This window comes from Methylosinus sp. shoA, assembly GCF_059718125.1.
This window is the reverse complement of record NZ_AP046091.1, coordinates 2268352-2291613: the sequence shown is the minus strand read 5'-3', so window position 1 is coordinate 2291613 and position 23262 is coordinate 2268352. Positions and strand designations below refer to the sequence as shown.

Genomic DNA, 23262 nt, shown 5'->3' with positions numbered 1-23262 from the left:
CAATCGCGCAAAAACCGACCGTCGGCTGTGCGCTGGCGCACAGAACAGCACGCCATCGCGAGCGTAGCGAAATGATCCAGAGTCGTGGGGCGGCTCCGGACTGCCGTCGTCGCCGCGCTCCTCGCAATGACGATGATCAGGCCAGCAATCCGTGATCGCGCGCGAGCTGGCGTAGATCTTTCTGCGGGCGGGCGCCGACATGGGAGATGACCTCCGCCGCCGCGAGCGCGCCGAGCGAGGCTCCGCCCTCATAGGGCAGGCCGCGCGCGAGGCCGGTGAGGAAGCCGGCGGCGAAGAGATCGCCCGCCCCGGTCGTGTCGACGACCGCCTCGACCGGGAAAGCGGGAACGGCGAACCGCCTTCCGCCCTCGATCACGACGACGCCCTTCTCCGAGCGCGTCACCACGCCGAGCAGATTGGTCTCGCCGGCGAGCGCCTTCAGCGCCGTCTCGAAATCGGAGGTCTGATAGAGCGAGTGCAGCTCGCTCTCATTGGCGAAGAGAATGTCGACGAGCCCGTCGCGCACGAGGCCCAGAAACTCGTCGCGATAGCGGTCGACGCAGAATGCGTCGGAGAGCGAGAGCGCGACGCGCCGGCCGGCGGCCCGGCTCGCCTCGGCCGCCTTCAAAAAGGCTTCCTTCGCCGCCGGCGGGTCCCACAGATAGCCCTCGAGATAGAGAATGCCGGCCGAGCGCACGAGCTCCTCGTCCACATCGGCGGGGCCGAGCGCCTGGCAGGCGCCGAGGAAGGTGCTCATGGTGCGCTGGCCGTCCGGCGTCACCAGAACGAGGCAGCGGGCCGTGGCCGCGCCGTCGGCGGCGAAGGGCGTCGAGAAGGCGACGCCGGCGCTGCGGATGTCGTGGGCGAACTCGCGCCCGGCGTCGTCGTCCTTCACCTTGCCGATGAAACCGGCGGAAAGGCCGAAGCCCGCCGCTCCCACCAGAGTATTGGCGGCCGAGCCGCCGGACACCACCGTCGTCGGCCCCATGGCGGCGTAGAGCTGCGCCGCGCGCGCCTCGTCGACGAGCTGCATCGCGCCCTTGTGCAGCTCCAGGGCCACCAGGGCGTCGTCCTCGGCCCGCGCCAGAGTGTCGACGATGGCGTTGCCGATTCCGAGGACGTCGAGCGACATGATTCCAACCTCATCGATAACAGGAGCGCGGGCGCCCTCTCTGTCATCCGCGGCGCCGCGCCGTCAATCGTCCCCGCGGCGCATGCGGCGTCCGCGGCTGGAAAAAGGCGAGCGGCGCGACGCCTGCGGACCTTCGCGCGCGGATTGCTCAACTCGTTGAAATTCAACAAGGGAGGCTCGCTGCGCCGCCACTCGCCGGAATTCCGCGGCCGCCCTCGAGATTTTTTTCGCCGGGACCGAGCAAAAGCCCGCCTTTTCTTGTAGGAGAGGACGACGAGGACGCCGCTGCGCGCCGAGCGGGCGCGCGGCGGCGCTCGATGCGGACCAGATGAACCCCGCGGTGAGCGTCGCCATGTCGATCAGGCACCCGATCATCTCCATCACCGGCTCCTCCGGGGCCGGCACGAGCTCCGTCAAGCAGACCTTCGAGCAGATTTTCCGTCGCGAGAAGGTCGAGGTCGCCTATGTCGAGGGCGATTCCTTCCACCGCTACGACCGCGAGGAGATGAAAGTGGCGATGGCCGAGGCGCAATCCTGCGGCAACTCGCATTTCAGCCATTTCGGTCCCGCGTCCAATCTGCTCGGCGAGCTCGAATCGCTGTTCAAGGAATATGGCGAGACCGGCACGGGGCGTTATCGCCATTATGTGCATGACGAGAACGAGGCCGCCGTGCTCGGCTCGCCGCCCGGCGCCTTCACGCCCTGGCAGGAGCTGCCGGCCAACACCGACCTCTTGTTCTACGAGGGCCTGCACGGCGCCGTTGTGACCGAGGAGGTCAATGTCGCGCGCTACGCCGACCTCAAGATCGGCGTGGTGCCGGTGATCAATCTGGAATGGACGCAGAAGCTGCACCGCGACCGCAACATGCGCGGCTACACGACCGAGGCGGTGACCGAGACCATCCTGCGCCGCATGCCGGACTATGTGCACTACATCTGTCCGCAATTCTCCGAAACGGACATCAATTTCCAGCGGGCGGCGACGGTCGACACCTCCAATCCCTTCGTCGCGCGCTCCATTCCGAGCCCGGACGAATCGATCGTCGTGATCCGCTTCCGCGATCCGCGCGGCGTCGATTTTCCCTATCTCGTCGCGATGATCGCCGGCAGCTGGATGTCGCGCGCCAATTCGATCGTCATTCCCGGCAACAAGCTCGATCTCGCCATGCAGCTCATTCTCACGCCGCGCATTCTGGAGCTGATGAAGCGCAAGCGGGGCGCGGCCTAAGGAAGTAGAAGATAATGTCGAATGTGCTAGAGCAAATCGCCGACATCGCCGCCGCGCGGCAGGAGCGCCGCGACGCCAACGCCATACGCGCGCTCGCGATGGATGCGGTGGAAAAAGCGAAGAGCGGCCATCCCGGCATGCCGATGGGCATGGCCGACGCCGCGACCGTGCTGTTCAAGGAGGTCATGACCTTCGACGCCGGCGCGCCCGACTGGCCGAACCGCGACCGTTTCGTCCTGTCCGCCGGCCACGGCTCGATGCTGCTCTATGCGCTGCTCTATCTGCTCGGCTATCCGGGCGTCACGGCCGAGGATCTGAAGAGCTTCCGCCAGCTCGGCTCGAAGACGCCCGGCCATCCCGAGTTCGGCCATACGATCGGCGTGGAGACGACGACCGGCCCGCTCGGCCAGGGCCTCGCCACGGCCGTCGGCCTCGCCATCGCCGAGCGGCTGCAGGCGGCGCGCTTCGGCGACGATCTCGTCGACCATCGCACCTATGTGCTCGCCGGCGACGGCTGCCTGATGGAAGGCCTCAGCCACGAGGCGATCGATCTCGCCGGCCATCTGCGCCTCGGCCGGCTGATCGTGCTGTGGGACGACAACGGCATTTCGATCGACGGGCCGACGACTCTCTCGACCTCGACCGATCAGCTCGCGCGCTTCGCCGCATCGGGCTGGCATGTGCAGAGCGTCGACGGCCATGAGCCGGCGCAGATCGCCGAAGCGCTGGCGACGGCGCAGACGAACGCGCGGCCTTCGCTGATCGCCTGCCGCAGCGTCATCGGCTATGGGTCGCCCGGCAAGCAGGGCAAGGAGAGCGTGCATGGCGCGCCGCTCGGCGACGCCGAGATCGAGCTCGCCCGCGCCGAGCTCGGCTGGCCCTATGCGCCGTTCGAGGTTCCGGACGATGTGCTCGCGGACTGGCGCGCCGCCGGACGGCGCGGCGAGGCGGCGCGGCTCGCCTGGGAGGCGCGGCTCGCCGCATCGCCGAAGCGCGCCGAATTCGAGAGATTTCTCACGGGCGACATCGCGCAGGAGATCACCGGCCCGCTCGCCGCGCTGCGGGCGAAATTCGCGGCCGAAATGCCGAAGGTCGCGACGCGCAAATCCTCGGAGACGACTCTCGCCGTCGTCAATGAGGCGACGCGCGCGACGATCGGCGGCTCGGCCGATCTCACGCACTCGAATTTCACCATCACCAAAGGCCTCGGCTCGGTCACGGCCGAGGATTTCTCCGGCCGCTACATTCACTACGGCGTGCGCGAGCACGGCATGGCCGCGGCGATGAACGGCATCGCGCTGCACGGCGGCTTCGTCCCCTATGGCGGAACCTTTCTCGTCTTCTCCGATTATGCGCGCGGCGCCATACGTCTGTCGGCGCTGATGGGCCAGCGCATCGTCTATGTGCTGACCCATGATTCGATCGGCCTCGGCGAGGACGGACCGACCCATCAGCCGGTCGAGCATCTCGCGAGCCTTCGCGCCATGCCCAATCTCAACGTGTTCCGCCCGGCGGACGCGATCGAGACGGCCGAGTGCTGGGAGATCGCGCTGACGACGCGGACGACGCCGTCGGTGCTCAGCCTGTCGCGGCAGAATCTGCCGACGCTCGAGCGGCCCATCTCCGAAAACCTCTCCGCCCGCGGCGCCTATGTCCTGCGCGAGCCGAGCTGGGGCCGCCATGTGACGCTCGTCGCCACCGGATCGGAGGTGGAAATCGCGCTCGCGGCCGCCGATCTATTATGGGCGAAAGGCGTGCGCGCCGCTGTCGTCTCCATGCCCTGCTGGGAGCTGTTCGAGGCGCAGCCCGCGGCCTATCGCAACCGTGTGCTGGGCTCGACGCCGCGAGTCGCCGTCGAGGCGGCGTCGCGCTTCGGCTGGGACCGCTGGCTCGGCGAGCGCGGCGTCTTCGTCGGCATGAGCGGATTCGGCGCCAGCGCGCCGGCGGGAGCGCTCTACCGGCATTTCGGCGTCACCGCCGAGAATGTGGCGGCGGCGGCCGAAGCGCTGCTGCGAGCCTGACGGTTTCGAAGGGAGGAACGGCCATGGCCCTCATCACATTGCGACAGCTACTCGACCACGCCGCCGAGCACGACTATGGCGTGCCGGCCTTCAACATCAACAACATGGAGCAGGGCCTCGCGGTGATGGAGGCGGCCGCCTCGGTCGACGCGCCGGTGATCATCCAGGCGAGCCGCGGCGCGCGCTCCTACGCCAATGACGTGATGCTGGCGAAGATGATCGAGGCGCTCGCCATCATGTATCCCGACATTCCGCTGGTGATGCATCAGGATCACGGCAATAGCGAAGCGACCTGCGCCAGCGCCATCCGCTACGGCTTCACATCGGTAATGATGGACGGCTCGCTCGAGGCCGACGCCAAGACGCCGGCGAGCTACGACTACAATGTCGCGGTAACGCGCCGCGTCGTCGATCTCGCCCATTGGGTCGGCGCCTCGGTCGAGGGCGAGCTCGGCGTGCTCGGCTCGCTGGAGACGGGCACGGGCGAGAAGGAGGACGGCCATGGCGCCGAAGGGACGCTCAGCCACGACCAATTGCTGACCGATCCCTCCCAGGCGGTGGATTTCGTCGCGCGCACCAAGGTCGATGCGCTCGCCATCGCCATGGGCACCTCGCACGGCGCCTATAAGTTCACGCGCAAGCCGGACGGCGCCATTCTCGCGATGCATGTCGTGAAGGAGATCCACCACCGCCTGCCGAACACGCATCTCGTGATGCACGGCTCCTCTTCCGTGCCGCAGGAATTGCAGGACGCGTTCAACGCCGCGGGCGGCGAGATGCCGCAGACCTGGGGCGTGCCGGTCGACGAGATTCAGCGCGGCATCGAATATGGCGTGCGCAAGATCAACATCGACACCGACTGCCGCATCGCCGTCACCGCCTCGATCCGCGCGACGCTCTTGAAGAACAAGGGCGAGTTCGATCCGCGCAAATATCTGAAGCCGGCGCAAGAGGCGATGCGCAAGGTCTGCAAGCAGCGCTACGAGGAGTTCGGCGCTGCAGGCCAGGCGTCGAAGATCAAGCCCGTGCCTTTGTCGGAGATGGCCAAGCGCTACGCCTCGGGCGCGCTCGATCCGCAATTCGCGACGAAGAAGGCTGCGGAGTGACGTCGTATCCCTCGTCATGGGGGCCGCCTTCTCCCGCTCGCGGGAGAAGGCGGCCCCGCGAAGCGGGGTCGGATGAGGGAGCGATCCACCTCGGCGATCTCCGAGCTTCGACCATGCTGCGAACCGCAGCGGCCCTCATCCGTCGCGCATTCGCGCGACACCTTCTCCCGCAGAGCGGGAGAAGGAGACGCCCCATCATTTCGAGCGCGTCACGCGCACGGTGAAGACCGATCCCGAGCGGCTCAGCACGTCGACCCGCATGCCGTATGTCGACGAGACATAGGATTTGCCGACCGCATATTGCGCATTGAACAGCGCATAATTCGGATAGCTCCGTCCGCCGGCGTCGCAATAGGGCTCGCCGCGATAATCGCGGACGGTCGCGTCGACCGGCACGGCCCAGCCGCTCGTCGTATTGAAGAAGCAGTCGTTGCCGCCCCCCCTCGGCGCGCGGTTCGCGCGGAAATCGTGGATGATCACGCCTTCGCCGGGCAGGCCCTTGTCATAGGCGTGCGTCTTGACCCGCGCCTCGACGGTCAGATAATGCGCCGCCGAACCGCTGCAGGCCTCGTTGGCGAAGCAAATCTTGATTATTTTGAGTCGCGAGCCCAAGGGCGCCGCATCCGCCTCGAGCGATACGGTCCGCGTCGAGACGCTATTGACGACGAGCTTGTTGGCGGAGGGAATCCAGCCGAGCCTGTCCTTATGGGCCGCGATATAGCCGCCGCCGGGCGCCGCGCAGGAGAGCGTTCGCGTCGCATTCGCGCTATTGGCGGATTTGTAGGAGCCGCAAGCGAGGGACTGCGCCGTCGAGCCGGAGCTCATCTCGTCCCACGGACTGTCATAGGCGTAATAGACCCAGCCGGAATGCGGCAGGCCGAGACTGTGCCCCATCTCGTGGACATAGGTCGCCGCCTCCTGCCCCCACGGCGGCTCCCAGGTCGCGCCATAGACTTTGCCTTCATACACCGTGCCGCCGCCCCAGGCGCAGCAGTCGAGATCATTGTTGAGGACGAAATTGATTTGGGAATAGACGCCGACGTTCACGCCCTGCGCCTTGACGAGCTTCATCGCGTCGGCGGCGACGAGATCGAGATCGGCGCAGGCGGTCGACCAGCCGCAATTCGCATATTGGGTTTTTGTGCGCGGCAGCGTCAGCCAGCCCGTCGCCGCCAATCCGCCGAGGCCGGCGACATCCGAACTCCACAGCTGCTTCTTCCACGACGTCGCGCTGAAGAAGCCGTTGATCGTCGCCGGAATCTTCAAAGACGTATCGGGCGTCAGCGGATTCGCGAGCGCCGCGTAGAACGCCGGCTTATGCGGCGTCTGAGTGTCGCCCTTGTATTTGAGCAGGATGAAGAGAACGCGCTTGGTGACGGCGGCGGGTTGCAGCGTCTCGCTCTCGGCGTCTTGGATGGTGATCTTGTCCGCCGAGATCGGCGCGCCGGCCACAGCCGGCCGCGCGTCGCTCGTCTCCACCCGCACATTCTTGCCGAAGGCGCCGACGGCCGCCGCACGATCGGCCGGAGCCACAGCGAGCGGCGTGACGGAACCGTCTGGCCGCGCGAGCGCAAAGCGCAGATCGCCGCCCGAATGGCCCGGCCGCGGGTCGCCCCAGCGGACGAGAAGACGCCCCTCGACCGAGGGCGAGGCGCTCTCCGCCAGCGCTCCGCGAGACAATGCGACGGCCGCGACGGCGGCGGACGCCGCTGCGATGACAAATCGCCCGAATATTTTCATTTCGCCCCCTTGCGGCCTGCGGCCGAACAATTTCCTCGAAATCCATCCGATCATGCGCGCGACGACTTGCGTCACTCTGACGCCGCGCGGCGGGGCGGGCGGCCCGATTTTCATCGGCCTCGCGGGAACCGCGGCCTATGTGATAAGTTTTGTTCGAGGCGTCGTTTCCCGCGGATACGGGATCGAAAGTTCCGGCTCCGGCCGAGCGACGGCTCGCCGCGTCGCGACGACGGCCGGAAGCGCATTCGTGTTTCCGAACGGTCGGCGCGACTCCCTCACTCGGTCGAAGGCCCCTCCTCCTCGGCCTGCGATCCTCCTCTACCGGAGCGCCGCGCGTCAATGACCGATGTTCTCGTCGCCCCCAGCGTTCTCTCCGCCGATTTCGCGCGGCTCGGGGATGAAGCCCGCGCGATGGAGGCCGCCGGCGCGGACTGGCTCCATCTCGATGTCATGGACGGGCATTTCGTGCCGAACATCACCTTCGGCCCCGCAGTGGTGGCGGCGATTCGGCGCATGACGCGTCTGCCGCTCGACGCGCATCTGATGATCTCGCCGGTCGACCCCTATATCGGCGCCTTCGCCGAGGCCGGGGCCGACGTCATCACCGCCCACGCGGAGGGCGGGCCGCATCTGCATCGCACGCTGCAGGCGATCCGCGCGCGCGGCAAGAAGGCGGGCGTCTCGCTCAATCCGGCGACGCACGAGAACGCGCTCGTCCATGTGCTCGACGACATCGATCTCATTCTGGTGATGACCGTCGATCCGGGCTTCGGCGGCCAGAGCTTCATTCGCTCTCAGCTCGCCAAGATCCACGCCATTCGCGAGATGATCGGCAGGCGTCCCATCCGCCTCGAGGTGGACGGCGGCGTGACGCCGCAGACAGCGACGGCGATCGTGGAGGCGGGCGCGGATACGCTCGTCGCCGGCTCGGCGGCCTTCGCCGGCGGCGCCGAAGCCTATGCGCGCAACATCGCCGCCCTGCGGCAGGCGGCGGCCGCCGCCGGCGCCATGATCGCATGAGGCGCGGCGTCCTGACGCTGGTCGATGTGACAGAAATGTCATGATCGCGGACGAGAGCTTTGGACATGAGCCGCAGGGACGCCGAACGATGACCGCCACCACCACCGCCGAAGCGACGCGCCGCGACCTCGACGACCTGCTGACGGCGCTGCGGCGCCTGCGCGACGAGGTCGTCGCCGACGGCGCCGTGACTCTCCGCGGCTGGGGCCCCGAGGCCGCGGCGAGCGAGTTCGCGCCGGCGGCGGAAAATCTCGCCCACTATCTCGCCCTGCGGCGGCGCGACCTCAGCACGCTGCAGGCGCGCCTCGCCGCCTTCGGCCTCTCCTCGCTCGGCCGCAGCGAGGCCAAGGTGGTCGCCGCGCTCGACGCGATCATCGCCACGCTGCGGCGCCTCTGCGGAGAAGCGGACGCGCCCTATCCGGCGCCCGCGGCCATGCGCGCCGGCGAGGAGGCGATCCTCGCCGCGCGCGACCTCATCTTCGGCGCCGTTCCGGCGACGCCCCGCGCCGTGGTGATGGTCACGCTGCCGAGCGAGGCGGCGGCCGACGCGGCGCTGATACGGCGGCTGATGGAGTCGGGCATGGGCTGCGCGCGCATAAATTGCGCGCATGACGACGCCGACGCCTGGCGGCGGATGATCGCCAATGTCCGCGGCGTCGCAGCGGAGCTGAAGCGCTCCTGCCGCGTGCTGATGGACATCGGCGGCCCCAAATGCCGGATCGAGCAATTGCGCGCGCCCGAAAAGCTGCGGCTGTTCCGCGGCGACCGCTTCGCCTTCGTCACGGCGCTCGATCCGCAGACGCGGGGGCCCGTGGCGGTCCAGCCGTCCTTTCCGCAAGTCGTCGGCCAGCTCGCGCCGGGCGCGGAAGTATGGATCAACGACGGGAAGATCGGCGCGCGGGTCGTCGACCAGAGGCCGGACGGGGTGGAGCTCGAAGTGTTCAGCGCGCGCGCCAAGGGCGAGCGGCTGAAGCTCGAGAAAGGGCTGAATTTTCCGACGACCGATCTGCGCCTGCCGCCGCTCACGCCGAAGGACTTCGCCGATCTCGATTTCATCGCCGAGGAGGCCGATCTCGTCGGCTTCTCCTTCGTGCAGGAGCCCGCGGACATCGAGCTGCTGCAGGATCATCTCGCGGCGCGGCGCGGGGACCGGCCGCGGCAAGCGCTGGTGCTGAAGATCGAGACGCCGCTCGCGGTGCGCAATCTGCCGCGGCTGATCGTGAAATCGGCCTCCCACCATCCGACGGCGGTGATGATCGCGCGCGGCGACCTCGCGGTGGAGCTCGGCTTTGCGCGCCTATCGGAGATGCAGGAGGAGATCCTGTGGCTGTGCGAGGCGGCGCATGTCCCGGTCATCTGGGCGACGCAGGTGCTCGACCAGATCATCAAGGACGGCGTGCCGAGCCGCGCCGAGACGACCGACGCGGCAATGGCGCAGCGGGCCGAATGCGTGATGCTGAACAAGGGGCCCTATCTCGCCGAGGCGGTGACCTTCCTGCGCGACGTGCTGGCGCGGATGGACCGCCATCAATCCAAGAAGTTCGCCCGTTTCACGCCGCTGCGCGCCTGGGGGTGAGACGCGCGAGGGAGTTGCGGCGGCGGCGAGGGAGCTTTATGGGAGAGCGCCCGCCTTCGACGAGTTTCGCGGGACGTTGGGGCGTCGCCAAGTGGTAAGGCAGCGGATTTTGATTCCGCCATACGGAGGTTCGAATCCTCCCGCCCCAGCCAGTGTAATATATTGATATTGCAGCACTTTATGCTCTGCGAGAAGTCCCGAGGCTTCCGGGGCATTGCAGGTGCGGCGCAACGGCGTAGACTTTCACCCTCGAAAACACGGTCCAATTATCGGCGCCTCCGGCCGCCGGTCTCTACCAGCGTTTCGGCGTTTATCGGATTTGTCCGGCAGAGCCGGCGGCAGACCAGTTCGCAAGTGGCGCAGACCAGTTCGCTCTCCCGGCCGGTCCCGTGGGTCGGCGTCTCGCCCGACTGTGGCAGGTTCGTAGCGAATTATCCATCGCCGGAGCTGGGTCTCGTCTCGGCGCGATATGGGAATGGAAGAGCGAAGTTCGGGCCGTGCGCCGCCCGCTTCTATTCCGCGCTCGGGCGAAAAGGCGGCGCCAGCCGTCACGCGATCCCGAACTTCGTCTCCTGCTCGGCCCAGACGATCGGCAGGGAGAGCGTGAGCGCCGAGGCCGTGCAGCCGGCAGGCGCCCTTCCTTCAATGAGGGCGCGAATGATCTTCGGCGAGAGGAAGGCGAGCGTCGCCAGCCGGCGGACATAGGCTTCGTTCAGATGTTCCGCGGCCGCGATGTGTTCGAAGGAAGCGATCTTGCCGGCGAGAATGGCGTCCATCCATTTGCGTGAGCGGGCGATGGATTTGAGGAGCTGCTCCGAGGCCTCTGCGTCGAGCCGGTTGTTTTGTCCCTCCGGCGAATAGACGACGCCTTTGCGAGGATGCTTCGTCGACACGAAGGGGATGCTGACCATGGCCGACTTTCCTGATCGAATCGCCGCCGGATCGGTTCTGCTGTCCTCGTCGTCGGCCGTCGCCGCAGCGCGCTCGGACGGGCTATGGAACTCCGCCTCGATATGGCCGGAGCAAATGACGATCCTCGCGACATGGGCGCCGACGAACGCCCTGTCGATGATGAGCGCTTCATCCTCTATTCCGAGGGCGCGACGCAGAGCGCCTCGGATCAATTCCTCGACCTCCGGCGCGGAAACGCGCGCGACGGAGCCCGCGTTGTCCTTGTCGTGCTGCAGCAGCGCCTGGGACACGTAATAGCGATAGCGCACCGCCTTCTTGACGGCGTAACTCGGGCTCATGGCGTGGCCGCGGTCGTCGAAAATGAGACCCGACAGAATCGCCGAGGACGCGGCTTTGGTTTTCTTTCGCTCGATCGCGCCATCGGCGAGCTTCGCCTGAACCGCGCCGAACAGGTCACGGTCGATGATCGCTTCGTGCTCGGCCTTATACGTCTCGCCCCGATAGACGATCTCGCCGAGGTAGAAGCGGTTCTTCAAAATATGCGCCAGCGCTCCGACGGTGAAGCGGTCCGAGTCGACGACAGCACCGCCGGATCGCTCGCGACGCCTCGGCCCGATCCCTTCCTTTGCGAGCGAGGTCGCCAATCCGCCGAGCGAGCCGAGGCGCAAATAGTCGGAAAAGATTTTTCGAACGAGCGCGGCGTCCTCCGCGACGATCTCGATCTTCTTGTCCTTGGCGCGATAGCCGAGCGGCGCATTGCCGCCCATCCACAGCCCCTTGCGCTTGGACGCGGCGATCTTGTCCCGCACGCGCTCGCCGATCACCTCGCGTTCGAATTGCGCAAAGGACAGGAGCACATTCAGCGTCAGCCTCCCCATGCTCGAGGTGGTGTTGAAGGACTGCGTCACCGAGACGAAGGAGACAGAATGTTCGTCGAAGATCTCGACGAGCTTGGCGAAGTCGGCGAGCGAGCGCGTGAGCCGGTCGACCTTGTAGACGACGATGACGTCGATGCGCTTCGCCCGCACGAGGTCGAGCACCGCCTGCAGCGCCGGCCGCTCCAGCGAGGCGCCGGAGAGGCCGCCGTCGTCGAAACGGTCCGGCGAGAGCCGCCAGCCTTCATGGGCCTGGCTCTTGACATAGGCCTCGCAGGCCTCCCGCTGGGCGTCGAGCGAGTTGAAGGCGAGATCGAGATTGTGCTCGGTCGATTTGCGCGTGTAGATCGCGCAGCGCTGAGGTTTGGGTATTTGCGCTTTCATGACGCGGCCGATGGAACGTCGCGCCGGCTCTCGGGCCGCGAGGCGGCCGGCTTGCCGCGCTTGCCGGCGGCGTGGTGATCGGCGCTACCCCGCACGCCGAAAAAGCGCGGTCCGCTCCAGCTGACCCCGGTGATCTTCTTGGCGATGGCCGAGAGACTCGAAAAAGCCTCGCCGCGCCAGCGATATCCTTCCGGCGTGACGACGACTTCGTGTCGCTCTCCCTCGTGCTCGCGGATGAGAACGGAGCCGGTCTTGAGCCTGCGCGCCGGCATCGTCCCGCCGCGCGCGAGCGCGGCGAGATGCTTTTCCAGCGGCGCGCCGAGCCCGCCGAGCGCCGCCTCTTGCAGCCGGTAGGTGAGGATGCGGGCCATCAGATCCTTGGTCAGCGGTTCGGGAGCGGGCTTTCCGAAGGTCTCGCGCCACCGATGGCGCAGGTCGACGATCGACATGGCCGCGATGCGTTCGAGCTCGCCTCTGGGCAAATCCTGACGAGGCGCAGGAGACATTGGAGTTGGCGGAATGAAAGACATTGTCATCCGATCACGCCTGCGTCATCGTCGGCGCCGACGTGATGTGATAGGTCGATCCTCCGCTCTCGCGCGGGGCCCGCGTGATCGCGAAGCCGCGCTTGCGCAGGCCGGTGAGCGCCGCACGAGTCGTATGCGGCAGCCAGCCCGTCGCCGCGGTCAGCTGGTCGATTGTCACGCCGTCCTCTTTCGACAGCATGTCGATGACGAGCGCCTGCTTGCTGCCGGCGCGGGGCGCAGCGGGACTGCCTTCGGAGTCGGCGTCGGACTCCGACGAGCGGCGGCGCTTCGCGGCGATCTCGTTGTTGCTCTCGTCACTCTTCGGCTGCGTATCGCGTCCGGCCGCCGGCGCTCGAGGCGTTACGCTGGGCTGATCGTCGACCCCGATCGCTTCGCGTCCCGCCCGGGTGATGATCAGGCTGTAGCCCCGTCCGCTCGCGTCCTCGCGCCAGATCGGGAGCGCCCCTTTGGCGCGCGCTTCTCGCATCAGCTTGCGCTTGATGAGGCTCGCGCCGACTTTCATCGCGGCGGCCTTGTTCGTCTTCGCGGGGATCGTCGCCGCGCCATCGTCCCGTGCGGCGGCTCTGGTCAGCAGGATCAGTTGGGCGTCGGTCAGCTTCGTCATGGTCTTCTCCTTCGGTCGCGACGGCTCGTCCCGTCACCGCCGCGGCCCCGCGACGGCGTTCCGCCGGCGGGGCGTGGGAGAAGAAGCGCGCGCCGCGCCTCTCGGACCCGAGCAATGCTTCCTTTCGCAGCGAAGTCCAGTGCTTCGAGACGGCCGCTTCCACTTCGCTCGGGAGGCTGGATGCATCACAATCTCCTGATCCGCGGCTCGGCGCGCGGGCGTGACAGCCAGGCGAGCGCCTGCGAGATCGAATCGACCTGATCGTCATGCCGACTCTGCGGAAAGCTGAACAATTCCGCTTCGAGATCGGGAAGCCAGGGCGCGCGCTCGGGGAAGATCACGAGGCCGCTCTCGAACAGCGGAGCTTTGACCGCGAGCCGCGTCACCTTGTCGGCCTCAGGGCGGATTGCGATCGCCGGGAGACGTTCGGCGCGCAGATCGGCGATCAACGCCGGTCCGACGCCCGCGTCCTCGATCAGGATCGCGTCGGGAGAGTCGCGCAACGCCAGATGACGCGCACGGCGCTTCAGATCCTGATATTCGAGCCGCTCCCGCACCACCTCGATCAAGCGATAGCCATTCGCGCCGGCGCGCCAGATGGTGCAGACGGACCAATCGTTGGTCTCGCCCGCCTTGGTGGCGGTGTCCCAGCTGTGGATCAGCCGCTCCCCCTCCGCGCGCGAAGACGGGATCGGCTCACGCCTCATCCAGGCTCGGCGGATCATCGCGCCGCCGGGCGGGACCGGCGACTGCTGATATTGCGCCGAGAAGAGATCCGAGCCCAGCGCCGCCTTCAACGCGTCGAGCACCGCGAGTGGCTCGCGCTCCTCATGCAGAACATGGCCGATCGAACGCCGTAAGCGCCGATGCGCGTCGATCTGAACGACATGCTCTTGTTCGGCGATCGCCGGCAGGGACAGAACCGTCCAATCGTCAGGACTCTGTTCCAGCAGATGGCCGACGAGATCATTCTGATGCACGCGCTGCATCACGATGACGATCGCGCCTTTGCGCTTGTCGTCGAGGCGCGACAGCAGCGTGTTCGAGAACCAGCCGTTGACCGCCTCGCGCTTGGCCTCGGAATGAGCGTCGGCAGCCTTGAGCGGATCGTCGATGACGATGAGGTCGCCGCCGCGGCCGGTGAGCGTTCCGCCGACCGACGTGGACAGCCGATGACCGCGGCTCAGCGTAGCGAACTCCCCTTCGCTGTCCTTGGCCGGATCGATGATGGTTCGCGGAAACAGCCGTCGATACCAGCCGGCGCGCATCAGCGCACGGCAGTCGTTGGCGTGCTTGACGGCGAGCTCAGAGGAATAGCTCGCCGTGATGATCCGGCGCGACGGATCATGACCAAGCGCGAAGGCGGGAAAGGCGACAGAGGCGGCGATCGACTTCAAGCTGCGCGGCGGCAGCGTAACGATCAGCCGCATGACGCGACCCGCCAGCACTTCATGCAGCCGCCAGGCGATCGCCTCTATATGCCAGTTCGGGTGATAGGCTGTCCCGGGTGCGACGGATCCGAACGCCCTGCGGATGAAGGATGCGAGATCCGCGCGCAGCACGGCGTCGATGACCGCCTGCGGGATTTCCGATCTCGCCGGAGCGTCACCGCGCGCCATCGGAACCGGCGTCCTCTCTCGAAACTTTCGTCCCGTCTTCCTCGCTCGACTCCTCCAGTCCCTTCTTCTCTCGCGACTCTCGCGCCGCCTGCAGCCTCGCGAGATAATCGGCGACGATCGCCTCGTCCTCGGCGTTCGTATGTTCGCCGGCGCCGGCCTCTTCGGCCGCGGGGAGGCGGTTCTGCATATCGAGCACCAGCTTCGCGGCGCGATTGTCGCCGCGCATGGCGCGTTGGATGGTCGCCAGCAGGATCGCTTCGACCGCCGTGACTTTCCGGCGCCCGCCGGCCTCCTGGATCGTCACCTTGCGTGAAAGAAGCGAGTGGCAGAGGGTGTCGAGATTCTTCGAGCCCTTTGGCCGCCCGCGCGGATTGCCGCTCACCCCCGGCTTGAATCGGCTGTGGAGCGGCGGCCGGCGATAACCGACGACGAAGGCGCCGCGCGTGTCGGCGTCGGACTGAGCTTCGCTGTTTTCCTGTGGGCGAACCGTAACGTCGTCCGCGTCATCCTTGCTCAAATTCGTGCTCCTCATCGATCGCCTCGACTGGAATGAAGTCGGCCTAGCGCCGCTCCGCGCGCTCGTCGAAGGTCTCGCCGCTGCCGGCGCAGACGGCGTCCTTGCCGGTCATCTTCTGCCAGCGCCTGATCGCGACATCGACATAGAGGGGGTCGATCTCCAGGCCGAAGCCGCGACGGCCGACTTTTTCCGCCGCGATGAAGATCGTGCCCGATCCCGCAAATCCATCGAGCACGACGGCGTTGCGCGCCGAGCAATCGCGCATCGCGTCGGCGACCATGGCGACCGGCTTGACGGTCGGATGCAGCGCGAGCCGCTCCAGCCGCCCGGACCCGAAACTGTTGACCCCCGGATAGGTCCACAAGTTGGAGCGGCTCCGTCCCGCGCCGAGCGAAGATGCGCCGGCGGCTTCGGCGTTCGATCCGGCGCCGAGGCCGAAGGTGTTGACATGCGCCGCCTCACCCGCCTTGAACACGAACACCAGCTCATGTTGCGAGCGATAGAAGCTCCCTTGGCCGGCGTTGGTCTTGGCCCAGACGCAGAGGTTTTTCAGCTCGGAATAGATGGCTCTGCCGGCGGCGAGCAGTTCGCCCATGTGCCGCCAATCCATGCACACGAAATGGATCGCCCCATCCTTGGAGGCCGCCGCCAGATTGCCGAGCGTTTTCGCCAGAAAGGCCGTGAAGGCGGCCTCGCTCATCTCGCCGCTCGCCATGGCGAATTCGCGATGGCGGATCTTGCCGCGGCCCATGGCGTTGCCGTCGATCTTCACATTATAGGGCGGATCGGTGAACGCCATCTCCGCCGCCGCCCCGTCCATCAGCCGGGCGACCGCCGCCTGGTCGCGCGCATCGTCGCAGAGCAGGCGATGGCGGCCGAGCAGCCAGAGATCCCCGGCCCGCGTCGCTGGCGGCTCGCATGGATCGATCTCGGGCAGAGCGTCGGCGGGGTCGGGCTTCGGCGCAGTGAAATCCTCGACCAGCATGTCGATCTCGCCGATCTCGAAGCCGGTGATCGCGACATCGAGATCGATCTCGGGCAGCAGATCGACCAGCGCGCCGAGCTCTATGGCCAGGGTCTCCCGATCCCAGCCGGCCTTTTCGGCGATGCGGTTGTCGGCGATGACATAGGCGCGCTTCTGCGCGTCGCTCATTCCGGAGAGGACCAAGGTCGGGACGCTCGCGAGCCCCAGCGTCTTCGCCGCTTCCACCCGGCCATGGCCGGCGAGGATGACGCCTCCTTCGTCGATCAGCACCGGATTGGTGAAGCCGAAGGCCTCGATGCTGCGTGCGATGAGCTTCAGCTGCTTATTCGAATGGGCGCGGGCGTTCTTCGCAAACGGCCGCAGCGAGGCGATCGGCCGCAGCTCGATCCGGCGGAAAGAAGTGGGATGCGGGCCGGCGGCAGTCTCGGCGAGATTGTTCATGTTCGGCTCCTTCATTCGTGCAAGGCGATTCTCGAGGAGCCGATTTTCACCAGAAGCGCGCAGCGCGCGCTTCTGGTGAATTAGCGACGAGCCGGCCGGTTTGTTTCACCAGCAGATCGGCGGGGCGCTCTACCTGAGAGCTCGAGGCGCAACGCCTGCAGCTCCTCCCGCACGACCGAGGACAGTGGCGGCGCGCCGATGGTCTTGCGCGGCCTTCGTGATGCGCGCTTGCTATTCACTGTCGGCTGGGTCCTCGAAGGCGGAATTTCGACTTCGCTCCGCCTCTGCTCGGCCGCCGCTGCGTGCGACGCCACGAGGCGCGCCAGTTCTCGGGAGAGCCGCAGGAACCAATAATCCTCTCGTGAGCCTTCGCCGGCGCGCTCGCGCGTCGTGCTCCGTTTCGGTAGCTCGCCGGTCAAGTCGAACACCAGCGCGAGCAAGCCGCGAACCATCTGTCGATAGACTGCACGGCTCTCCCCCTTGATTGGCGCGATGGCCAACTTGCGGCTCGCCGCGACGACAACCGCGATCAGATCCGATGTCGCCCTTCGCCACAGCTCGATCGACGTCGTCGGTAGCATGCGGGGCGCATTCTGCGCATTCGCCATGGTGGCGAGCTCGCAGTCGAGCAATTGGCGCAGGCCTTGATCCAACCCGTCGATCGCCTGCTGCGCGCTTTCCATCGTATCGAAAAAATGGCGCGCCTCTTCGCGAAGTATGATAGCAGGCGTATCGTCGTAGTTGCGCTGCGTCAGCAATCCCTCCACGGCGTGAGCAAAAATGTTCTGTGCGAACAGGCCGAAGCGCTCTCGCTCCTCTGCATTCAGAGGAGGCTCGAACATTTCTACGAGCGCGGAGAGTTCCTGATCGCTCAGTCGAGAGCGATCAATAGCCCATCCCGCGCCAGACGAAATGCGATCGAGTAGATCGATAGACGAAGGTTTTAGAGACAAGACAGAATCCTCGCCGCCCTCCCGGCTTCCTGGTCGGACGGCCCGTGTGCCGCACGATACTCGAATCGAACGACAGGAAGGCCGAGGTCCCATTATATTGACACGGGCGCTTCCCGCATATTCAGTGCGCTCCTTCATTTCGTCGAATCCACCCGAATCGCTGAAAGGATGCTCACCGATGGCCGCCTCGTTTTTCGAGCAGCCGATCTTGAATAGTCCTTATGAAGCGCCGCGTTTCCATCACCCGTTGGACGCAGACGGCCAGCCGATCGACGCCCCGCCCGTGGCGGGCCGCCGGCGATCGGAGCTGACGACGCCCGTCCCCAAGCCGCGCAATCGACCGGGACGCGAGCGCCAGCTCGACATGGGGCTTCGCGACGCGCGCGGCGTCTCGGATGCGGAGCAGGAGTATAATCCGACCCCGGTCATCAATGAGATTCGCTCGCTGGTGGAGAGCTGGCGCGCTCTGCCCAATCCCGCCGATTGGGGCGTCACGCCGACGACGGCGCGCCTGCTCGCCTATTGGCGCGCGCACGAGTTCCATGGCGTGAAGCCGTTCTTCTGTCAGATCGAGGCGGTCGAGACGATCGTCTGGCTGACCGAGGTCGCGCCGAAATTCTCGCGCGGCAAAGCGATCCTCGCGAATATTGCGGCGGCCAACGCCGCTTCCAATCCCGAGCTGTATCGGCTCGCGATGAAGATGGCGACCGGCGCCGGCAAGACCACGGTGATGGCGATGCTGATCGCCTGGCAGACCGCGAACGCCATTCGCTCGCCGGGGAGCGGCAAGTTCGGCCGGGGTTTTCTCATCATCGCGCCCGGCGTCACCATTCGCGATCGGCTCCGGGTGCTGCGTCCGGAAGACCCCGATAATTATTACGCGACCCGCGAGTTGGTCCCCTCAGATCTCGTCGCCGACATCGCCAAGGCGAAGATCGTCATCACCAATTACCACGCGTTCCAGCGGCGCGAGACGACCGACATCTCGAAGACTGGCCGCGCGCTTTTGCAAGGGCCGCGCGGCGCGCCGGTGGTGACGATCGAGTCGGAAGGCCAGATGCTCGAGCGCGCCTGCGGTCCGCTGATGACGCTGAAGAACATCGTCGTCATCAATGACGAGGCCCATCATTGCTACCGCGAGCGGCCGCCGCGCGAGGACGAGAAGCTCGAGGCCGACCAGAAGGAAGAGGCCAAGAAAGCCAATGAGGCCGCGCGCCTCTGGATATCCGGCGTCGAAGCGTTGAAGCGCAAGGTCGGGCTCCAGGCGGTCTTCGACCTGTCGGCCACGCCGTTTTTCCTGCGCGGCTCCGGCTATCGCGAGGGCTCGCTCTTTCCCTGGGTCGTCAGCGATTTCTCGCTGATGGACGCCATCGAATGCGGCATCGTGAAGCTTCCTCGCGTGCCGATCGACGACAGCATGCCGTCCGGCGACATGCCACTCTATCGCAATCTCTGGGAGGAGCTGAAGAAGCGCGGCCGCAGCCTGCCGAAAAAGGGGGCCAGCAAATCGGGCGAGCTCGATCCCTTGAAGCTCGCGCCAGAAATTCAGACCGCGCTCTATTCTCTCTACAGCCATTACAGACAAGTCGATGAAGCATGGCGCCGCGCGGGCATTGTCGTCCCGCCCGTCTTCATCGTCGTATGCAGCAATACGGCGGTCTCGAAGCTCGTCTACGAATGGATCTCGGGCTTTCAACGCCCGAACGAGGATGGCGAGCCCTATATGGTCCATCAGGGCCATCTCGAATCCTTCCGCAATTTCGACGAATATGGGACGCGCTTTCCGCGGCCCAACACGCTGCTCATCGACAGCGAGCAGATCGAATCCGGCGATGCGCTCGACCCCGCCTTTCGCGAGCTGGCCGGGCCGGAGATCGAGCAGTTCAAGCGCGAGATTTCCGCGCGCGACGGCGCCGACGGCAAGGCGCTCAGCGACGCCGATCTCTTGCGCGAGGTGATGAACACGGTCGGCAAGCCTGGCCGGCTCGGCGAGGCCATACGCTGCGTCGTCTCCGTCTCCATGCTGACGGAAGGCTGGGACACAAACACCGTCACGCATGTTCTCGGCGTGCGCGCCTTCGGCACGCAGCTCCTCTGCGAGCAGGTCGTCGGCCGGGCGCTGCGCCGCCAGTCCTATGAGCTGAACGACAAAGGCCTGTTCAATGTCGAATATGCCGACATCCTCGGCATCCCCTTCGATTTCACCGCCAAGCCCGTCGTCGCCCCTCCGGCGGCGCCCAAGCCGGTCACGCGCGTCAAAGCGCTGAAGGAGCGCGCGGCGCTGGAAATCGTCTTCCCGCGTGTCGAGGGCTATCGGGTCGATCTGCCGGAGGAGAGGCTCGAGGCGCATTTCACCAACGACTCGCGCCTCGTGCTCGATGCTCAGACGGTCGGCCCCTGCACGGTGCTCTTGTCCGGCATCGTCGGCGAGAGCGTCGAGATCGGGCCGAAGGTGCTCGAGGACATCCGCCCGAGCACGATCGTCTACCATCTCGCCAAGCGGCTGCTCGAGACGCGCTTCCGCGACGCGGGCGAGGATTTCCCCGCCCATTTGTTCGGCGAGGCCAAGCGCGTCGTGCGCCGCTGGCTGGACGAGGGCTATCTCGTCGTCAAGGACGTGCCAGTGGCCGCGGTCACCTATCTCGAGCTCGCCGATCAGGCGGCCGAGCGCATCTATCTCGCCTGCCAGCGCGCGGCCGAGGGCGCGCAGCGCATCAAGGCGATCCTCGATCCCTATAATCCGCGCGGCTCGACCCGCCACGTCAGCTTCACCACGTCGAAGCCCGTTCATATGACGGCGCCGGACAAATCCCATGTCGACGCCGTGGTGCGCGACAGCGATTGGGAGGCGGAGATGGCGCGCGTCATCGAGCGCAATCCTCATGTGATCGCCTATGTGAAGAACCAGGGGCTCGGTTTCGAGGTTCCCTATCGCGACGGCGCCATTCCGCGAAAATATGTGCCCGACTTCATCGTGAGGCTCGACGATGGCGGCGAGGAGCCGCTCAATCTCGTCGTCGAGACGAAGGGGTATCGTGGGCATGACGCGCAGTTGAAGGCGGAGACGATGCGGCGCTTCTGGGTTCCGGGCGTCAATAATCTCGGGACGCAGGGGCGCTGGGATTTCGTGGAGTTCCAGGATGGGGCAGTGTTTCAGAGCGAGTTCGACGCCCTGGTTCGGCGACTTGTCGAGCGGAAGGTTTCAGATCACGTCGCGTGATGTCTAGCAGGAATGCGCATGTTCGAAGTCGACCGAGATGCCGCGTTCCTGGAGCGGGGCCCTCATCCGACCCGGCTGCGCCGGGCCACCTTCTCCCACGAGTGGGAGAAGGGAGAACACGACGATTGCGGAAATGAAAAAGGAAAGGCGCTTCCTTCTCCCGCAGGGCGGGAGAAGGTGGCCCGGCGAAGCCGGGTCGGATGAGGGCCCCAGAGGATACACATGGCCAAGAAACCCGGCGGCAAGTCCGTCAAGATCGAGACGCTCACTCACGCGGAGGCGGCGCGGAAAAATATTCCGACGGCGGAATATCAGTCGCTGAATGAGCGGATCGAGGAGAGCCAGCCTTTTCCGCTGGCGCATTTTCCGCGCGCGGCGCCGCTGGCCGAGGGCGAGACGCGCGAGCGCGACGCGGATCTCGATCCGCAGATCGTCTGGCGCGGGGCGCGCATTCGCCTCAGCAAGGAGCAGGCGCGCCAGCTTCTCGACACGGGCGAGGTCGAGATCGGCGATGCGCAGCTCGTGTGGCGCGGCAAGGATCGGCAGGACTGGTCCGATCTCGTGGTGACTGCGCCGCCGCTCTATATTCAGGAGAAAATCCATCCCAAGGCGATCATCGACGATCTGAAGCGCCGCGCCGAGGAGACGCAGAAGGCGCAGAGCGACGCGCCCGATCTCTTCGCCGATTTCAACGGGCTCGACGACCCGGAAGCGCGCACGGATTTCTATCAGCACGACCAGCATTGGTCGAACCGCTTCATCTTGGGCGACTCGCTCGCGGTGATGGCGAGCCTCGCGGAACGCGAAGCCTTGCGTGGAAAAGTGCAGTGCATTTACTTCGATCCGCCCTATGGCATCAAATTCAACAGCAATTGGCAGGTCTCGACGCTCTCGCGCGATGTGAAGGACGGCAAGCAACAGGATATTTCCCGCGAGCCCGAGCAGATCAAGGCGTTCCGCGACACATGGAAGGAGGGCATCCACTCCTATCTCACCTATCTGCGCGATCGGCTGACGGTCGCCAAGGAGCTGCTCGCCGAGAGCGGCTCGATCTTCGTGCAGATCGGCGACGAGAATGTGCATCGCGTGCGCGCGGTGATGGATGAGGTGTTCGGGGACGAAAACTACCTCGCTTTGATCGCGTTTCAAAAAACATCCGGCTCTACGCGAGAGTTTTTAGGAGGTTCATTTGATTACATTATTGCCTATGGTCGCTGTCGAGAACGCACCAAATTTCGTCCCTTATACAGGGCAAAGGAAATCGGCGGCCCGGGCGCAAGCGGGTATAATTTCATTCAGACGCCGGCTGGCGAACGACGACCACTTCTTCCAGAAGAACGCTCCAAGCCAGAAAAATTGGACGGAAAAATACTGACCCGTGACAATTTGACGAGTCAAAGCATTGGCAGAGAGAAAGGCGAAGGAGCGGCGAGCTGGTTCCCCGTTTCCGTGGACGGACAAATTTTTCGGCCCTCTGAGAAGGGACGATGGAAAACCAATCAAGCGGGAATGTCTCGTCTCGCAAAAGCCGATCGACTGATTCCAGCTGGTAACACGCTGCGTTATGTTCGTTTTCTTGACGATTTCGCAGCATTTCCGATCGCCGATTTATGGTCGGACACGACTGTTGCCGGCTTCGCCGCAGACAAACGCTATGTCGTCGAAACGACGCCCAAAGTCATTGAACGCTGCATTCTCATGACCACCGACCCCGGCGATCTGGTGCTCGACCCCACCTGCGGCTCGGGAACGACAGCCTACGTCGCCGAGCAATGGGGCCGCCGCTGGATCACCATCGACACCTCCCGCGTCGCTCTGGCGCTCGCCCGCACCCGCCTGATGAGCGCGCGCTATCCCTATTATCTCCTCGCCGACTCGCCCGAGGGCCGGCGCAAGGAGCAGGAGGTCTCCGGCAAAATCTTGCCCGAGGCGCGGACGCAGGGCGATCTGCGCCAGGGCTTCGTCTATGAGCGCGCGCCGCATGTGACCTTGAAGTCGATCGCCAACAACGAGCAGATCGATGTGATCTACGACAAATGGCAGGCCGTGCTCGAGCCGCTGCGCGCCGCGCTGAACGCGGCGCTGGGGCGCGAGCCGTCGCAGCCGGCGGGCGAAGGCGTCGAGGCGCCGCCCCATGGCTCTGGATCGCTTCGCTCCGCTCGCGATGACGATGGGGTGGAGAGTGGGGGCGCGTCATATGTGGACGGCCCCTGATGGCAAGCGGAAAGTTCTGATCTGAACGACGAGGCTGGCTTTCGGTCATATGTCCGGCCTTTTTGCGCGGAGCGAATGTCCGCTGACCCTGATGAGGTCCGATCGCCATGGTCCCGATCATTGCGACGAGCTTTGCGCTCATGACGTGCGGCGGGGTGTCCTCGGCT

16 protein-coding genes and 1 tRNA gene are annotated in these 23262 nt (G+C 65.9%); 8 read left to right on the top strand and 9 right to left on the bottom strand.

Annotated features, from left to right (window positions below; translation table 11 throughout):
- Positions 1-136: 136 nt before the first annotated feature.
- Complete coding sequence (locus AC6IW9_RS10320) at positions 137-1132, bottom strand: adenosine kinase (RefSeq protein ID WP_497772179.1); 996 nt, start codon at positions 1130-1132, stop codon at positions 137-139.
- A 352-nt stretch (positions 1133-1484) separates the two neighbouring features.
- On the opposite strand from AC6IW9_RS10320, the gene AC6IW9_RS10315 reads away from it, so the two are divergent.
- Genes AC6IW9_RS10315 through fba form a run of 3 tightly spaced genes read left to right on the top strand, consistent with a single transcriptional unit; the run spans position 1485 to position 5487 of the window.
- Positions 1485-2360, top strand: a complete 876-nt coding sequence (locus tag AC6IW9_RS10315; protein WP_497772176.1) for a phosphoribulokinase — start codon at positions 1485-1487, stop codon at positions 2358-2360.
- A 14-nt stretch (positions 2361-2374) separates the two neighbouring features.
- The gene (gene tkt / locus AC6IW9_RS10310; protein WP_497772174.1) at positions 2375-4381 is read left to right on the top strand and encodes a transketolase; all 2007 of its coding nucleotides are present in this window, start codon (positions 2375-2377) and stop codon (positions 4379-4381) included.
- A 23-nt stretch (positions 4382-4404) separates the two neighbouring features.
- Positions 4405-5487, top strand: a complete 1083-nt coding sequence (gene fba / locus AC6IW9_RS10305) for a class II fructose-bisphosphate aldolase (RefSeq protein WP_497772171.1) — start codon at positions 4405-4407, stop codon at positions 5485-5487.
- 195 nt (positions 5488-5682) lie between these two features.
- Here fba and AC6IW9_RS10300 read toward each other — a convergent pair whose 3' ends face one another.
- Complete coding sequence (locus AC6IW9_RS10300; RefSeq protein WP_497772169.1) at positions 5683-7227, bottom strand: metallopeptidase domain-containing protein; 1545 nt, start codon at positions 7225-7227, stop codon at positions 5683-5685.
- A gap of 339 nt (positions 7228-7566) precedes the next feature.
- Between AC6IW9_RS10300 and rpe the strand changes: the two genes are divergently transcribed.
- From rpe to AC6IW9_RS10285, 3 genes are all read left to right on the top strand, one after another.
- Positions 7567-8247: a ribulose-phosphate 3-epimerase gene (gene rpe, locus AC6IW9_RS10295; protein WP_497772166.1), complete on the top strand. Its 681-nt coding sequence runs from the start codon at positions 7567-7569 to the stop codon at positions 8245-8247.
- An 88-nt stretch (positions 8248-8335) separates the two neighbouring features.
- Entirely contained in the window at positions 8336-9823 is a 1488-nt protein-coding gene (locus AC6IW9_RS10290) for a pyruvate kinase (RefSeq protein WP_497772162.1), read from the top strand.
- A gap of 77 nt (positions 9824-9900) precedes the next feature.
- Positions 9901-9975, top strand: a tRNA-Gln gene (locus tag AC6IW9_RS10285).
- A 396-nt stretch (positions 9976-10371) separates the two neighbouring features.
- Here AC6IW9_RS10285 and AC6IW9_RS10280 read toward each other — a convergent pair.
- From AC6IW9_RS10280 to AC6IW9_RS10250, 7 genes are all read right to left on the bottom strand, one after another.
- Complete coding sequence (locus AC6IW9_RS10280) at positions 10372-11994, bottom strand: recombinase family protein (protein WP_497772159.1); 1623 nt, start codon at positions 11992-11994, stop codon at positions 10372-10374.
- Entirely contained in the window at positions 11991-12500 is a 510-nt protein-coding gene (locus tag AC6IW9_RS10275) for a DUF2924 domain-containing protein (RefSeq protein WP_497772155.1), read from the bottom strand. Before AC6IW9_RS10275 ends, AC6IW9_RS10280 begins: the two co-directional genes overlap by 4 nt.
- 34 nt (positions 12501-12534) lie before the next feature.
- On the bottom strand, positions 12535-13146 hold the full coding sequence (locus tag AC6IW9_RS10270) for a DUF3489 domain-containing protein (protein WP_497772152.1): 612 nt from the start codon (positions 13144-13146) through the stop codon (positions 12535-12537).
- A gap of 185 nt (positions 13147-13331) precedes the next feature.
- The gene (gene terL, locus AC6IW9_RS10265; protein ID WP_497772149.1) at positions 13332-14765 is read right to left on the bottom strand and encodes a phage terminase large subunit; all 1434 of its coding nucleotides are present in this window, start codon (positions 14763-14765) and stop codon (positions 13332-13334) included.
- Complete coding sequence (locus AC6IW9_RS10260) at positions 14752-15282, bottom strand: DUF5681 domain-containing protein (protein ID WP_497772146.1); 531 nt, start codon at positions 15280-15282, stop codon at positions 14752-14754. The genes terL and AC6IW9_RS10260 overlap by 14 nt, the downstream gene beginning before the upstream one ends.
- A gap of 43 nt (positions 15283-15325) precedes the next feature.
- Positions 15326-16708, bottom strand: coding sequence for a site-specific DNA-methyltransferase (locus tag AC6IW9_RS10255; protein ID WP_497772143.1), 1383 nt, complete (start codon positions 16706-16708; stop codon positions 15326-15328).
- 80 nt (positions 16709-16788) lie between these two features.
- Positions 16789-17799, bottom strand: a complete 1011-nt coding sequence (locus AC6IW9_RS10250; RefSeq protein ID WP_497772140.1) for a hypothetical protein — start codon at positions 17797-17799, stop codon at positions 16789-16791.
- 40 nt (positions 17800-17839) lie between these two features.
- Here AC6IW9_RS10250 and AC6IW9_RS10245 point away from each other — a divergent pair, with 40 nt between their 5' ends.
- Positions 17840-20881 (top strand): BPTD_3080 family restriction endonuclease, encoded by a 3042-nt coding sequence (locus AC6IW9_RS10245; protein WP_497772137.1) that lies wholly within the window; start codon positions 17840-17842, stop codon positions 20879-20881.
- A gap of 222 nt (positions 20882-21103) precedes the next feature.
- Positions 21104-23095, top strand: coding sequence for a site-specific DNA-methyltransferase (locus tag AC6IW9_RS10240; protein WP_497772134.1), 1992 nt, complete (start codon positions 21104-21106; stop codon positions 23093-23095).
- The last annotated feature ends 167 nt before the right edge of the window (positions 23096-23262 follow it).

Excerpts from the sequence above, each read along its gene's own strand:
- AC6IW9_RS10320 (WP_497772179.1), bottom strand. The coding sequence starts at position 1,132 with ATGTCGCTCGACGTCCTCGGAATCGGCAACGCCATCGTCGACACTCTG.
- AC6IW9_RS10315 (WP_497772176.1), top strand. The coding sequence starts at position 1,485 with ATGTCGATCAGGCACCCGATCATCTCCATCACCGGCTCCTCCGGGGCC.
- tkt (WP_497772174.1), top strand. The coding sequence starts at position 2,375 with ATGTCGAATGTGCTAGAGCAAATCGCCGACATCGCCGCCGCGCGGCAG.
- fba (WP_497772171.1), top strand. The coding sequence starts at position 4,405 with ATGGCCCTCATCACATTGCGACAGCTACTCGACCACGCCGCCGAGCAC.
- AC6IW9_RS10300 (WP_497772169.1), bottom strand. The coding sequence starts at position 7,227 with ATGAAAATATTCGGGCGATTTGTCATCGCAGCGGCGTCCGCCGCCGTC.
- rpe (WP_497772166.1), top strand. The coding sequence starts at position 7,567 with ATGACCGATGTTCTCGTCGCCCCCAGCGTTCTCTCCGCCGATTTCGCG.
- AC6IW9_RS10290 (WP_497772162.1), top strand. The coding sequence starts at position 8,336 with ATGACCGCCACCACCACCGCCGAAGCGACGCGCCGCGACCTCGACGAC.
- AC6IW9_RS10280 (WP_497772159.1), bottom strand. The coding sequence starts at position 11,994 with ATGAAAGCGCAAATACCCAAACCTCAGCGCTGCGCGATCTACACGCGC.
- AC6IW9_RS10275 (WP_497772155.1), bottom strand. The coding sequence starts at position 12,500 with ATGTCTCCTGCGCCTCGTCAGGATTTGCCCAGAGGCGAGCTCGAACGC.
- AC6IW9_RS10270 (WP_497772152.1), bottom strand. The coding sequence starts at position 13,146 with ATGACGAAGCTGACCGACGCCCAACTGATCCTGCTGACCAGAGCCGCC.
- terL (WP_497772149.1), bottom strand. The coding sequence starts at position 14,765 with ATGGCGCGCGGTGACGCTCCGGCGAGATCGGAAATCCCGCAGGCGGTC.
- AC6IW9_RS10255 (WP_497772143.1), bottom strand. The coding sequence starts at position 16,708 with ATGAACAATCTCGCCGAGACTGCCGCCGGCCCGCATCCCACTTCTTTC.
- AC6IW9_RS10250 (WP_497772140.1), bottom strand. The coding sequence starts at position 17,799 with ATGAAGGAGCGCACTGAATATGCGGGAAGCGCCCGTGTCAATATAATG.
- AC6IW9_RS10245 (WP_497772137.1), top strand. The coding sequence starts at position 17,840 with ATGGCCGCCTCGTTTTTCGAGCAGCCGATCTTGAATAGTCCTTATGAA.
- AC6IW9_RS10240 (WP_497772134.1), top strand. The coding sequence starts at position 21,104 with ATGGCCAAGAAACCCGGCGGCAAGTCCGTCAAGATCGAGACGCTCACT.